This is a genomic window from Sphingomonas colocasiae (assembly GCF_019880585.1).
GTDB classification, from domain to species: domain Bacteria; phylum Pseudomonadota; class Alphaproteobacteria; order Sphingomonadales; family Sphingomonadaceae; genus Sphingobium_A; species Sphingobium_A colocasiae.
Genome location: NZ_JAINVV010000018.1, coordinates 21,597 through 35,743 on the forward strand (window position 1 = coordinate 21,597; position 14,147 = coordinate 35,743).

Here is a 14,147-nt window from a genome sequence, read left to right on the forward strand (position 1 = left end):
ACCGGCGCGGGCATGGTCCCTGGACTGCCTCCGGCTCCGGCGCTTGCCTCGCGCCCGCCCAGGCGTCATCATGCACGCGAGCGCGCAGCATCAATCCGGCGAGCGCGCTTCGGGACAGACCCGCCAGGCATCATCGACGCCGCTCCATCGCAGGACCGGCGGCCGCTAAGCGGCAACGCCTGGACATGACGGCGCGCGGGGCATCGCCCCGGGCGGTCATGGCCGCGCGGTATTCAGATGACGCAGCATTTCCCGGGGAGCGCGCCGCGCGCGCGCATCCCCGCCGGCCCGACGAACGGGGCCGGCCATGCCGGCACCGCACAAGGTGACGGACGCGCCGAGATCGATCGCCTCTACCGGGAGGCGGCGCCCTCGCTCAGGCGCTTCTTCAAGAACCGGCTGCGCGACGGCGACGCGGCCGACGACATGGTTCAGGAGACCTTCCTGCGGCTGAGCGGGTCGGCGGCGCCCCGCGCCTTGCGCAACCCTGCCGCCTGGCTGCAGCGCGTCGCGCGCAACCTGGTCTTCGACCGCACGCGGCGCGCCCGCGCGCACGGAGCCCCCGTCCACCTCGCGCTCGACGAGGCGGAGCTGCCGCCGGTCGCCCCCGATCAGCTGCTCGCGCTCGAGGCCGAGGACATGCAGAGATGCTATGAGGCGGCGCTCGCCGCGCTCACCGCGCGCACGCGCGAGATCTTCCTGCTCCACCGGATCGACGAGCTGGGCTATCGCGAGATCGCCGGCCGCCTCGGCATCAGTGTCGCGACGGTCGAATATCACATGATGCGCGCGCTCGCGCATTTCGACAGGATGCTCGGGCAAAGATGAGCCGCGACGGGGACGACGCGATCGACGGAAACGAGGAACAGCTGCGCATCGAGGCGGCCGGCTGGTTCGCGCGGATGCGGCGCGACGACCGGCGGACGTTCGAGCGCGACTTCGAGACCTGGCTCGCCACGCCGGCGAACCGCGCCGCCTATAACCGGATCGCGGCACGCTTCGCCGATGCCAAGATCCTGCACCGCAGCCTGCCCGCAAGTCTCGATCCCGATGCCGCCAGCAACACCACAAACTCCCGCCGGACCGGTACCCGCAAGGCCGCCATCGCGCTCGCCGCGGCGTCGCTCGCGGCGCTCTGCCTCTTCTTCCTCTTCAACGCCTGGCCCGACCGACCGCAAGCAGGAACCACGCCGGCCGAACGCAGCGCGCGCATCGAGACCAGGACCGGCCAGATGCTGCGCGTCCGCCTTGTCGACGGCTCGCGCGTCACATTGGACGCAGGCTCGCTGGCAAACATCCGGTTCGACGACGGCGAGCGCGTGATCCGGATCGAGCGCGGCCGCGCCCGCTTCGGGGTCGCGCATGAGAACCGCCCGTTCATCGTCGAGACCCATGAGGGCCGGGTGACCGCGCGCGGCACGCTCTTCGACGTCGCGCTGACGCCTGCCGGGGCCTCGGTCGCGCTCATCGAAGGCGCGGTGGAGGTCGCGGCCGCCACATCGCCCTCCGCCCCCAAAGCGGCCCGGGCAATCCGCCGGCTCGCCGCCGGCCAGGCGGTCACGCTCGCACGCGGCGCGGTGACGCCGCTCCCCGCCCCGGCTCTCGCCGCGACGGACTGGGCGCGCACGCGCGTCGAGCTGCGCGACGTGCCGCTTAACCGGCTGCTCGACCGCGCCAACCGGCTCGGCGCGGTGCGCATCGACGCCGATCCCGCGCTCATGGACCGGCGCATCTCGGGGCGGTTCCGGCTCGACGATCCCCGGCATCTCGCGACGACGCTCGCGCGGCTGCTCGACCTGGAACTCGACGCAAGCCCGGACAATGCGATCACGCTCAGACAGACCATGAAAAAAATTCCACCCGCCCCCTAAGGTCCCCCCGAAGCCCTGCGTCGAACCTCCCATCGAAGCCTCCGCGCGCCAGCGGCGGCCAACAAGGGGGAGGTTTCATGCATATCCATCTCGACGGGCGCACCGCGCTCATGGCGGGCATCGCCGCGACCGCGCTCGCCGCGGCCATGCCGGTACAGGCGGCAGCCAGCGGACAGTCGCAAGAACCCGCAACGGCAAAACAGGCACGTCCGTCACAACCGCCGCTCATCGCCTGGAACCTGCCCGCCCAGCCGCTCGGCGAGGCGCTGCTCGCCATCGGCCGCGCAACGGGACTCGAGATCGTCTTCGCCAGCGAGGATGTCGCGGGCAGAAGCGCGCCCGCGCTCAATGCCCGGCTCGGCGCGGACGCGGCGATCGCGCGACTGATCGCGGGCACCGGGCTTGTCGCCGAGCGCGAGGGCGACACGATCGTCGTGCGCCGCCCTGCAAACGGAACCGCAAGCGGCGACGACATCGTCGTCACCGGCTCGCGCATCCGGGGCGCCCCGCCGGCCTCGCCGGTGATCCGGCTGACGTCCGAGGATATCCGCAATGCCGGGCAGAGCGATCTCGGCCAGACGCTCCGCGCCATTCCCCAGAATTTCAACGGCGGCCAGAATCCGGGCGTCGGCGGCGGCGTGCGCGGCGCCGACAATGTCAACGTGAACTCGGGCTCCAGCCCCAATCTGCGCGGCCTCGGCCCCGATGCGACGCTGACCCTGCTCAACGGCAAGCGCATGGCCTATGGCGGGGTCAGCAATGCGATCGACATTTCGGCGATCCCGGTGGACGCGGTCGACCGGGTCGAGGTGGTCGCCGACGGCGCCTCGGCGCTCTACGGCTCGGACGCGATCGCGGGCGTCGTCAACATCCTGCTCAAGCGCGACTATGAAGGCGTGTCGGCGAACGCACGCTTCGGCGCCGCCACCGACGGCGGCGATGTCGAACAGCAATATGGCCTGCTCGGCGGCGCGAAATGGTCCAGCGGCGGCTTCATGGCAGCGGTCGACCGGAGCCACAGCAGCGCCATCCTCGCGCGCAACAGAAGCTACACCGCCAACCAGGAGGATACGGCGACGCTCTATCCCGAGATGCGCTCGACGAGCGCGCTCGCCAGCCTGCACCAGTCGCTGGGCGGCGGCGTCACCGTCTCGACCGACCTGCTCTATAATGAGCGCACCCATGTCATCCAGGCGCCCTTCTCGGCGACGGCGCCCTATGACTTTTACGGGACGATCAGCCGGGCGCGCTCCGAGCGTTTCTCGATCGCGCCGCAGCTGAACGCGAAGATCGGCGGCTGGGCGGTGAGCGCGGGCCTCGTCCGCGCCGAGGACAAGGCGCATCTCTCGACCATCTACGCGACCGGCGGCGTCGACCAGTATGACACGCGCATCTGCATGTGCAATTCACTGACGTCCATTGACCTCGCCGCCGACGGCAAGCTGTTCGACCTCGCGGCGGGCGGCGTCCGGCTGGCTCTCGGCGGCGGATACCGCGAGAACCGCTTCGACCAGAAGCGCAGGCGGATCAGCTTCGTGGGTGCGGCGACCACGGTCTCCGATTTCAGCGCGGCGCAGGAAAGCTGGTACGGCTATGGCGAGCTGTTCATGCCGCTGGTGTCGCCCGACATGGCGATCCCCATGCTCGACCGGCTCAGCCTCAGCGCGGCCCTCCGCTACGAGAATTACCGCGCCATGGGCGAGGTCGCGACGCCCAAGCTCGGGGTGATCGCGACGATCTCGCCCGACCTCAAGCTCTCCGCCAATTGGGGCAAGTCGTTCAAGGCGCCGACGCTCTACCAGCAATTCCTGAGCCAGGACACGGCGCTGCTCAATGTCGCGGGCGCGCCCGCCGGCAGCACGATGCTCTATCTCTCGGGCGGCAATCCGGACCTCGTCCCCGAACGCTCGACGAGCTGGACCGCGACCGCGAGCCTGACCCCGCGCGCGCTCCCCGGCTTCACGCTCGAGCTCAGCTATTTCGACATCGCCTATTCGAAACGCGTCGTGACCCCGATCGCCTCGACCACGGGCATCCTCTCCAACCCGCTCTACGCCGCGTTCGTGACGCTCGCGCCCAGCCTCGCCCAGCAACAGGCGGCGATCGCGCTGTCGGGCCTCGGGCTCAACAACCTCACGAGCAATGCCTACGACCCGGCGCGCGTGCTCGGCATCGTCGACAACCGCTACACCAATGTCGCGCGACAAAAGGCACGCGGCGCGGATATCTCCGCGCGCTACCGCGCCGAGCTCGACGACGACGCCGCGCTCACGCTCCAGGCCTCGGCAAGCTATATCGAGAGCGAGCGCCAGCTCTTCGACGGCCAGCCGTTTCTCCAGGTCGCGGGCACGATCTTCAACAGCCCGCACTGGCGGCTGCGCTCGGGCGCGGTCTATGAGCAGGGCGGGCTGAGCGTCGCGGCCTGGCTCGGCCATATCGGCAAGGTGACCGACGACCGGACGGCCACCCATGTCCAGGTCGCGGGGCAGACCAGCCTCGACCTGACGGTCCGCTACCGCACCCATGAAGGCACCGGCGCCACCGACAATATGGAGTTCGCGCTCAGCGTCCAGAATCTCCTCAACGACAAGCCCGCGACGATCCGGACCGACCGTGTCCAGTTCGTGCCCTATGATTCGACCAATTATTCGGCGATCGGGCGTTTTGTCGGTTTCTCGATCACCAAGCGCTGGCAATGAGCCCGAAGCTCGCGGCAACGCTCCTCGTCACCGCGGCGAGCCTGGCATCAGCCCAGGCCGCCTGCGGCGACCTGCTGCCACCCACGGCAGAGAGCAAAATCAAACCACGCCCGGTCACGGCGGAAGATCTCGCGACGCTGCGCGATATCGGCCAGCCGGGCGACCGGGTCGACCTGCCGAGCCCGCTCGGCCTTTCGCCCGACGGCAGGCACCTCGCCTTCATCCTCAGGCGCGCCGATCCGCCGACCAACAGCTATTGCCAGGGCCTCGTCCTCATCGATCTCGCAAGCGACACACACGCGCCCAAGCCCCCGCGCCTGCTCGACACGGGCGGCGACCTGATCCGCGAACGCTACAAGCTGTTCGGCCATGCGCTGCCGGAAAGCGGGGTGCCCCGGATCATCACCCCAATCTGGTCACCCGACGGACGCCATATCGCCTGGCTCAAGCGGACGGGCGAAGCCGCGCAGATCTGGCTCGCCCGGATCGACGGCAAAGACCCCAAAGCCCTCACCACCGACACGACCAATCCGGCGGGCGTCGAGCAATTCATCTGGTCGGCCGACGGACAGGCCATCGTCTTCGGTAGCCGCACCGGCGAACTCGCCGCAAAGGCGCAAATCGCCGAGGAAGCGAAAACCGGCCATCTCCTCGACGAACGCTTCCGCCCGCTGACCGGCCGCACGCCCTTCCCGCGCGAGGCGGGCATCACCACCAGTCATTTCGCGATCGACACGACAACGGCCAGGATCCGCCCGGCGACCGACACCGAGACCAAAGGCCTCGACCGCATCCCACCGACACTGCCCAAAACCACCCTCGCCGCCGCGACCGGCCCCGAGGACCGCCTCGCCTGGACGATGCCAGGCTCGGGCTTCCTCGACCGGCGGCTGACCGCCAGAGTGGCGGGCAAGGATCATGGCTGCGACCTGTGCGGCGGCGAGATCGTCGATTTCTGGTGGTCGGATGCGGGCACGCTCTTCTTCCTCAAGCGCCAGGGCAAGGCACGCCAGGCGCTGGCGCTCCATCGCTGGTCCCCGGGCAAGGGCGCACCCAGGACGCTCACCACCACCGAGGACCTGCTGATCGGCTGCCGCCCGGCCGCACAGGACGACGCGATCTGCCTCACCGAAGCCTCACTCAGTCCTCGCCGCATCGTCAAGATCGACGGCAGCACCGGAAAAACCTCTCCGCTCTGGAACCCCAATCCCGGCTTCGACCGGCTCGAAAAACCCGTACTCAAGCGCCACTACTGGACCAACGAGAACGGCATCGAGACGTTCGGCGATATCGTCCTGCCTAAAGGCAACCAGAAGGCTCCCTATCCCCTCGTCATCGTCCAGTACGGTTCGCGGGGGTTCCTGCGCGGCGGGACCGGCGACGAATATCCTATCCTGGCGCTCGCCGCGCACGGCCATGCGGTGCTGAGCTTCCAGCGCCCGCTCCATCTCGCCGTCCTGCCCCCTACCGACCCACACGCGAACATCGCCGACGCCAATCTGACCACCGCCGGCGCCAAAGAGACGGGCAGCAGAGCCACGGACGCCAAAGACGCGACCACAAGCGATACGGGCGAACATGCCGAGCGCCGCAGCGTCCAGTCGTCGCTCGAACGCGGCATCGCGCTGGCGCTCAGGACCTACCCAATCGACCCGGACCGGATCGGCATCACCGGGCTCAGCGATGGAGCGACGACACTCGCCTGGGCGCTGATCGATGGCGGCCGCTTCGCCGCCGCGGCGATGAGCAGCTGCTGCCTCGATCCCGGGCTGGTGCCGCTCTTGGGCGAAGCGCAGATCGACGCCGTCGCCAAGGGCGGCCTCCCCAGACCCGGCGAGCCGTCCAACGGCTTCTGGTCGCCCGTCGCGCTCTCGATCAATGCCGGCAGGATCACGACGCCGATCCTGATGAACCTCGCCGACGACGAATTTCTGGGTGCGCTGTCGAGCTATTGGGCGCTCAGACAAGCAGGCAAGCCGGTCGAGATGCATGTGTTTCCCGACGAGCATCATATCAAATACCAGCCCGCCCACCGGCTCGCCATCTATGAGCGCAATCTCGCCTGGTTCGATTTCTGGCTGAAGGACAAGGAGGATCCCGCGCCCGCCCTCTCCGCGCAATACCGGCGCTGGCGGGCGATGAAGGTGCAGGCCGGGCCGTCGGCGGAACAACCCGGCACGCAGATCGGCGTGATCTCCGTGGCAGGACCCAAGCCCCAGATGCGCAATGATCGATAAAGGGCAATTCTATCGATCATCATTGCCCATGATCGTGATCGATAGGCACGCCGTCCATCGATCACGCCCCTTGCGACAGCCGGCTCTCATTGACCGATCCCGTCGGATCAACACGAACGGATCCGCATCGCCTGCGCGCCTGTCAGCCTGCCCCGCTCCAGTGCCGCGCCCAGGCCTCGGCATCGACCAGCGCGAGGATGCGATGGACGTCGCCGCGCTCCGCCTCTCCGCACGCGATCGACGCCTCGGCCGAAGCCCCGTCGACCAGCCCTTCGCGGACAAGCAGCCCGTCGAGCAGATGCGCACGGATGCCTGCGCGATTGCGCTCGACGATCTCGACGCAAAACGCATCGGGCCCGCCCTTCGAGCGCCTATGGACGATCGCCTCGGGCAGCCGCCCGGCAAAGGCCCGGCGCGCGACCGCCCGGTTCTCGCCGCCTTCGCACCAGCGCCACCTCGGGATGGAGAGACAGGCCTCGACGATCGGCTGGGCAAGCAAGGGCAGCACCGCCTCGGCGGGGCCGCGCGCATAACCCTCCGCGTAACGCTGCGCGCGGACCAGCGAGGCGATATGCGCGCGCTTGCCCGGCGGCAGGCCCCGCGATTCCTCCAGCCAGGGATGAAAGGGCAGTCGCCTCGCCAGCCGCACCGCCCCGGGCGTCAGGAACGCGGCATCCTCGCGCCACATGCCCCGACCACGGCGCAGCATCCGCCCCGCCACGCTTCGCCAGACCGCGGGAATGCCGACCCCTGTCAGGCGCGCGATATCCGCCGCGCTCGCCATCGCCGCCCGCGGCCCCTCGGCCATCAGCCGATCGATGACGGGCGCGGCCGACATGGTGAGCCCGAAGACATTGTCGCCGCCGTCGCCGCTGAAGATCGCATCGGCGCCGAGCGCGCGGGCATGGGCCTGGCGCAGCCGGTCATAGCCTTGCGCGAAGGTCCGCGCCCCCGGCCAGGGCGGATGCTCGACCGAGGGCAAGCGCACATCGATCCCGCCATGATCATACCAGCGCGAAGCAAGCGGCCGGCCGAGCGATCGTGCGAGCATCCCGGCATAGCCGCGCTCGTCACCACGCGGATCGCGACTGGCGACGGTCAACAGGTCGACGGGGCATGGCTGGCCGGCAAGGCTGGAAGCCAGGATGGAGGAATCGAGCCCGCCCGAGACGGTCAGGACAATGCGGTGATGGCGGCCGGCAAGCGCATGGACGGTCCGGTCGATCACCGCCTCGAGCGCCGATGCGTCCATCCCGAGATCGCGCACATGGTCCGAGGGCCGCCACCAGCACGATGCCGACGCACTCCGCCCGATCGTCAGCATTTCGCCGGGAAGCAGTTCGGTAACGCCGGCAAGACAGGTGCGCGCGCCATGATGGCCGGGAAAGAAGAGGCGCGCGGCGAGCGACGTATAATCAATAGCGATGCGGGTCTCGATCACATCGCAGAGGAGCCGCGCATCGCCCGACACGATCCAGAGGCTCGGCAGCTTCGCCCAATAGACCGGAACGGCACCGGAAGGATCGCGCAGCAAGCGCGTCTCGCCCGATGCGGAATCACAGACAGCCGCCACATAGCCGCCCCAGTAACGATCGCGCAGCACCGAGGCCGGATCACCCGCAATCGCCGACGCCGCTTCGTCCCCCAGCCGCCCGACGGCCGAGAAATCCTGGCTCCCGAACAGGCGCCCGACCACCGCCAGCCCGGCAACGCCATCGGCCGGCACCGGCAAGGTCAGATCGGCAAGCAGCGTGAACCCGCGCGTCTCGCAGCGATTGACGAGGCCCCATTGGCCGGCGCGCGTCTCGATCTGGCGCCGCCCGCCCGTGTCGGCGCCGATCGCCAGGATCCAGCGCGGCGACATCAGGCGACCAGGATGGGAGTAAAGAGCCGCGCCTGATCGAGCGGACAGCTCAGCACCCTGTCGCCCAGCTGCACCCAGCAATGCGCGGCGAAGGGCCGCGCCGAGACTCCGAAGACCAGCCGTGCATCGGTGCCGTTGCGGCGCAGCGCCCGGAACAGCGCGACCGACTTGGCGAGACACCGGTCATGGACGGAGAACCATAGATCGGCGCGCCGGTGCGCGGCGACGATATTGCCAAAGGGCACGCGCTCGCCGCCGCCACGCAGCGGCACCCCCCGGACACGCCGGACGAGCGCGCCAAGCGGCCGCCCGCGCACGGCAAGGCCGGCGCGGAGCTGGCAGACCAGCGCAAGCGCGACCGCCCTGCGCGACAGGACGGCATCGTCGCGACCGACAAAGTCCCGGCAAACCGGCTCGGCGATCACAGGCACGATCCCGCCCGCGCCCCCGCCCTCGAGGTCACCCTCGACCAGCAACCCGGCGGAGACCAGCCGCGCCAGCGACGGACATATGTCCGCCCCGTCCGTCGTCCCGCCAGCCATGGCGAAATCCAGAAAGGCGCGCTCCTCGTCCGCCCGCAGCGCGAAATAGCGGTCGCGCGCGAGATCGAGGAAGATCGCGCGATTCTCAGCGACGCAGAAGGACAAACCGGATCGAAGTCGAAGGCCCATGGCGCACCCACATGAAAAAAGTGCGCGGAAGGCCGAAGCCTCCCGCGCACCCGTCACGGATCAGTCGTCGGAAAGACCCGAGGCCGGATCCTGTTCGTCGGGCACATCGCGCTGGCCCTTGCCGAAGCCCCGGGTTTCGAGGCTGGCGACGCCGAGGTCGAGCGTGACGCTGTCGAGCGTTTCGGTCTGACGGTTCATGACTTGCTCCTTTCCGCCGCCGGGATGGCGGCATGGAAAGGCTGGACCCGGACAAGCCTTATACGAACTCTATAGTCCGCCGATGGAGCGAATGTCGGCGGACAGGCCGATCCCGCCGGGCGCCGGATCCGAGCGCCAACGCCAGCCCTCCTCCGGCGCCAGCGAAACGACGCACCCGTTCTCGAAAAAGGGACAATAAAAGGGCGGCGATCCAGAACCGGTCCGACCAGGGCAGGAAAGGGAATAACCGCCCGCCGGATACCGGCAACGCGCGACCGCCGCCCCCCAGTCAGTTGTCCGGCTTGCCGCCGGTATAGTCCAAACGAGCAAGCTACCGATATCCGCAGCAGGCTTGCAACGAGCACGAAAGCGGCACCCGGTGCATCGATTCCGTTCATTCCGTCTCACGATATGTGGGACGCCGGAAGCATCGCCCGCGCGGGGCGCGGTGATCCCTGCGGGAGCAGCGCGGGTTGTGCGGCGACCAGTTGGGCGCGCGCGGTAAAGCTTCAGGGATCGAGGGGTTCGTTGGGGTCGGTGTGAAGTGCGCGGAGATCCGGCATGACGCTGGCTTCCACCGGGGAGATGGTGCGGGGGTCGCTATAGGGCGGGTAGCCGAGTTCGCGGCGGGACCGTTCGGCGAGGCCGTCCTTGCCGGGGTCGGCGATGTATTGCGTCTGCCAGACGCTGGTGGTGACCAGGAGCGGTTTGTCCATGGGGGCTCCGGCGCGGAAGAGGAGCCGCACGGCGTTGCGCAGATTGGTGGTGGTGTGGCGTGCATAGGGATCGGTGAGGATGGCGCGTTCGGGCACGCCGTAGCGCTTCATCAGCACCGCCTTCATCTCGATCGCCTCGGCATGGGGCGAGCGGTTGGGGTGGACGTGGCCGCCGGAGAGGATGATGAGCGGCGCCTGCCCCGCGCGCCAGCGTTCGGCGGCGAGGCGGAGGCGGAGGACCGCGATCGCCGACAGGGATTTCTCGCCGGGCTCGAGACCATTGCCGGGCACGAGGATGGCGCTGTAGCGGTAGCGGCCCCAGCGCAGGCCGCGGGCGAAGTGGTTGGCGGTCCTGTTCAGGCCGGCATCGAGGGGCTCGTAACGCGCGGCCTCGTCGCGCTGGGCGAGGATCAGCAGGTCGACGGCATAGACGGACCAGACCGAGCCGAAATATCCGCTCCCACTACCAAGCGCGGCACGCATGGCCAGCGCATCGCCCAATCGCCCCTGGAAACGCGGCAAAGCGGCTTCGCGGTCGAGACCGTCGATCGCGGGGTAAGCGGGTTTTTCGCCCAGCGCGTAGAGGCGGTAGACGCGATTGATCGCGCGCGCGGCATCGCGCCAGGCGGCGGCAAGCAATTCGGGATCGGAAAGATGGGCATGGAGCTGATAGCGGCCGGAGGGACGGACATGCCCGGACACAAGAGACGCAACAGCGGGATCGGAAACAGCCAGCCGGACCAGCACCGAGGCGACAGTCTCGATCTCCCCCTCGCCCAGCATCAGTCGCTCGACGGGACATGATGTCGCATCGGCCGCCGCGCACGCGGCCTGCACCGCCGAGCGCGTCTCGACCAGTCGGTCGCGGACCGCGCGCAGCGCTGGATCGCGGAATAAGACGTGTTGAACTTCGGGAGATTTTTCGAACAGAGTCAGCAGATAGGCGATGCGGTCCTGCAATGGCTCGGCGGAGACGAGCGGCCGATAGGATGCGGACTGTGCATGGGCGGCGGGCAAGGCGGCGATCGCGACAGGCGCGAACGCCAGGGTCAGCGCGGCTCTCGCCGTGATCAAGGGTCGGGTCATATCCACCGGGTTGTTCGTGTTCGCACTTCAAACGAACCAGGCGGCGGTCCCCGCAGTGCTGCGATACGATCTCCTTTCGCTAACCTCGAATGCGCGACGGGCATGTGTTGGCAGATGCCAAATGCGCTATGGTGCCTCGGCTATTGGAGATGCAGCCATGCCACCCCGCAACGTCGTCCTGACCGATCGCCAGTCACAGTCGATCGATAGGCTGGTGAAATCCGGGCATTATCAAAATGCCAGCGAGGTGCTGCGGGACGGATTAAGGCTGGTCGAGCATGACGCGGCCGAGAATGCCGCGCGGCTCGAAGCGCTGCGGACAGCAGCGCAAGCCGGCTGGAACGATGTCGAAGCCGGACGCTTCGTGGATGTCGCGGAGGACGCGCTCGACGGGTTTATCAGCGGTTTGGGCCGACAGGCCGGGGATCGTGCGACCGTGCGCTGATGGCCTGATTCCGGAGTGCTTCAGGCAGAGGGTTCCGCAGCGGCGGCAAGTACCGCGATCCACGCTTTGCAAGATGGTGATTTTCGAGCCAGAACTCGGGTCAGCCGCCAAGGGCGGACAAAATGCCGAATGGCAGGCCGCGTCCCCGCGGCCTCACGCTCAAATTTCCTGCGTTCCCGACATTCTCACTCCTTACGCCGGGACTGTCAGCTTTACCAGTCGGGTCGTTCGGGTTGCTTCCACTGCGCGCGCCATTGGTCGAAATAAGGGAGGAGTTCGGCGGGGAGACCGGCGGTGAATTCATTGTCGAGTTTGAAGCGGGGCATGGCGCGGGCGACGGCGTCGAGGAGAGCCATTCCTTGCTTACGGTCCTTGGGACGCTTTTGCGGATGGCGTTTGACCTGATCGGACATCCACAGTTTCTGCAGCGCGAAATAGCGGGGATCGGGAACAACCAGTCGGGCCGGGGTTCCGTCGCGGCAGATGAGTATCTGATCGACCTGTTCGCCGAGCAACAGCCATTCCTGCTCGGGCAGCGGGACGGGGATCGGCTGGTCGGTGCGGAACATGCCGCCGGCGCGCGACGGCGCGACGAGGATCTCGACCTCATAGGCATCGCGGTTGCGGGCCTGGAACGGGCGTTCGGTGTTGACGGTGTAGGAGCTGTCCGCCGCTTTAAGCATGTCCCACAAAGGCCGTGCGCCTTCCTCCGCTTCCATGCCGATCCACGCAAGATCGAAATCCTCGGTTTCCTCGGGCGCATCGCGGATGAAGCCGTTGGCCTCCAGCGCATAGGCGCCGACGGCATTGGTGCCGACGACGAGAATGTCGCGGCCGAGCAGCCCGCGGCGGTCGGCTTCGCGCAAGATGCGGCCCGCCTGACTGGGCAACATCGGCAGGCGCAGCGCGCGGTAGAGGCTGGTTTTTTCTTCGAGGCCCGCCCGGGCACCGTCGCGCTTGTCCTTGGCGTCGGCCTTTTCCTCGCGGTAGTGATCGAAATCGCGCTGTTTGTCGGCATCGAGAGGGCCACGGCTTTTGCCGTTGCCGCTCCGATCCCTCGTTTCATACAGGTAGCGCGTGCCGTTGATCTCGCGAATTTTCAGGTCGTAAGGAAGCGCGCCCAGACGCCGTTCGGCGTCCATCCAGGCCGCATAGGATTGCGCCAGGTTGACGATGGTCCGCGCCTGCTCATCAGAAAAATTCTCAAAGGCCATGGCGCGTTTTAACCCGCAAATCCAGAAATTTCAAAATTGCGGGTTAAATTTGCATTTTCAGCTATTTACAGTCCCATCTCGTGCCGGAAGAAGGCGCAAAGGGGTTCAGGAGGTTTGCTCGGTGGTAGCGGCGGCGAGCGCCGCGATCCGTTCGCCGCAGATGGTGTGGACGATCGCGCCAAGCGCCTCGACGCGTTCGCCGAGCCAGACAAGCTCTTCCTGAGTGATGCGATAATGTTTCGAGTATCGCGCCTTCACATAGGCGTCCTTGAGTTTCTCGAACATCGCACGCTCCCGCCGCTGCTCGCGGGGCCAAGCATCGACGAGGCGGATATCGAGCCGCTCGGCCTGCGTCCGGAGAAACCCCAGATTGTGGACGTGCGGCGTGTAGAATGTGCTGACCAGCAGCACGCAGTGGTAAAGGTTCTCAGTGGCCTGATGGAATAGGAAAGCCGCGCGCTTATAGCGGCCCTTCTCGGCCAGAAACTCGCCGCTTTCCTTGAAGTCGGCTGCGGCCGGAAACCACTCCTCAAAATATTCCTTGGCCATGGCCAGCGCCTGCTCAGGCGTCTTAGGCTTCGGGCTATGAAGCTCACTCCCTTCGCTCTCGTACAGAGCGATGCCATCGCGGGCGATATCCATGAAGAAATACCGCCCATGCGCCAGCCCGTCATTCACCTCCTGGAGGGTATGGACGATGAAATTGACCGGCGTCCTGATCGTCCTGGTGATGCCGAACTCACGAGTCAGCCGCTCCTCGGCCTTTTCCCAGAATTTGACCGGATCGGTCAGCCTTGGATCGGACACGATGATGAGGAGATCGAAATCGGACTGATAGCCTTTGGCTGTATGCGGCTCATCCACCCAGCCGCCGCGCGCATAGCTGCCGTAGAGGATGATCTTGAGAATCCGCCCCTTCTTCTTCCATTCCCCCGAGGCAAGCGCGGTGGCGTCGCCGAATTCCTCGAAGAGGATCGCGATAACGCGTTCGAGATCACGCTGCTTGGCGGCCGGAAGATGGGAAAGGTCGGTACGCATCGAAGCAAGGATTCTCGCGGAAGGCTGCGGGTTTGGCAAGGGAGGCGGCAGGCGTGAGAGGGAGACTGGTCAAGAACGGATGAGGTTAAGGGGACAAGGACGGCGGCG

General features: G+C 67.5%; 11 protein-coding genes. 5 read left to right on the plus strand and 6 right to left on the minus strand.

Going from position 1 to position 14,147, the window contains the following annotated elements:
* The first annotated feature begins 237 nt into the window (after positions 1–237).
* From K7G82_RS29365 to K7G82_RS29380, 4 genes are all read left to right on the plus strand, one after another.
* The gene (locus K7G82_RS29365; RefSeq protein ID WP_222990431.1) at positions 238–828 is read left to right on the plus strand and encodes an RNA polymerase sigma factor; all 591 of its coding nucleotides are present in this window, start codon (positions 238–240) and stop codon (positions 826–828) included.
* Entirely contained in the window at positions 825–1,871 is a 1,047-nt protein-coding gene (locus K7G82_RS29370; protein WP_222990432.1) for a FecR family protein, read from the plus strand. Before K7G82_RS29365 ends, K7G82_RS29370 begins: the two co-directional genes overlap by 4 nt.
* A gap of 77 nt (positions 1,872–1,948) precedes the next feature.
* Positions 1,949–4,570 carry a TonB-dependent receptor domain-containing protein gene (locus tag K7G82_RS29375; protein WP_222990433.1) on the plus strand — a complete coding sequence of 874 codons (2,622 nt, stop codon included), beginning with the start codon at positions 1,949–1,951 and terminating at the stop codon, positions 4,568–4,570.
* Positions 4,567–6,807 (plus strand): Atxe2 family lasso peptide isopeptidase, encoded by a 2,241-nt coding sequence (locus K7G82_RS29380; protein ID WP_222990434.1) that lies wholly within the window; start codon positions 4,567–4,569, stop codon positions 6,805–6,807. The genes K7G82_RS29375 and K7G82_RS29380 overlap by 4 nt, the downstream gene beginning before the upstream one ends.
* Before the next feature lie 142 nt (positions 6,808–6,949).
* Here K7G82_RS29380 and K7G82_RS29385 read toward each other — a convergent pair whose 3' ends face one another.
* The 4 genes from K7G82_RS29385 to K7G82_RS29400 all read right to left on the minus strand — a co-directional run bounded on the left by K7G82_RS29385 (position 6,950) and on the right by K7G82_RS29400 (position 11,342).
* The gene (locus K7G82_RS29385) at positions 6,950–8,671 is read right to left on the minus strand and encodes an asparagine synthase-related protein (protein ID WP_222990435.1); all 1,722 of its coding nucleotides are present in this window, start codon (positions 8,669–8,671) and stop codon (positions 6,950–6,952) included.
* Positions 8,671–9,342, minus strand: coding sequence for a lasso peptide biosynthesis B2 protein (locus tag K7G82_RS29390; protein ID WP_222990436.1), 672 nt, complete (start codon positions 9,340–9,342; stop codon positions 8,671–8,673). The genes K7G82_RS29385 and K7G82_RS29390 overlap by 1 nt, the downstream gene beginning before the upstream one ends.
* A 60-nt stretch (positions 9,343–9,402) precedes the next feature.
* Positions 9,403–9,540: a benenodin family lasso peptide gene (locus K7G82_RS29395; RefSeq protein WP_222990437.1), complete on the minus strand. Its 138-nt coding sequence runs from the start codon at positions 9,538–9,540 to the stop codon at positions 9,403–9,405.
* 509 nt (positions 9,541–10,049) lie between these two features.
* Entirely contained in the window at positions 10,050–11,342 is a 1,293-nt protein-coding gene (locus tag K7G82_RS29400) for a YdcF family protein (protein WP_222990438.1), read from the minus strand.
* A 157-nt stretch (positions 11,343–11,499) separates the two neighbouring features.
* Between K7G82_RS29400 and K7G82_RS29405 the strand changes: the two genes are divergently transcribed.
* Positions 11,500–11,787 (plus strand): type II toxin-antitoxin system ParD family antitoxin, encoded by a 288-nt coding sequence (locus tag K7G82_RS29405; RefSeq protein WP_222990439.1) that lies wholly within the window; start codon positions 11,500–11,502, stop codon positions 11,785–11,787.
* Positions 11,788–11,999: 212 nt separating this feature from the next.
* Here the strand turns inward: K7G82_RS29405 and K7G82_RS29410 are convergent, their stop codons facing one another.
* Entirely contained in the window at positions 12,000–13,001 is a 1,002-nt protein-coding gene (locus K7G82_RS29410; protein ID WP_222990440.1) for a GSU2403 family nucleotidyltransferase fold protein, read from the minus strand.
* Between the two features lie 105 nt (positions 13,002–13,106).
* Complete coding sequence (locus tag K7G82_RS29415) at positions 13,107–14,039, minus strand: HEPN domain-containing protein (RefSeq protein ID WP_222990441.1); 933 nt, start codon at positions 14,037–14,039, stop codon at positions 13,107–13,109.
* Between the last annotated feature and the right edge of the window lie 108 nt (positions 14,040–14,147).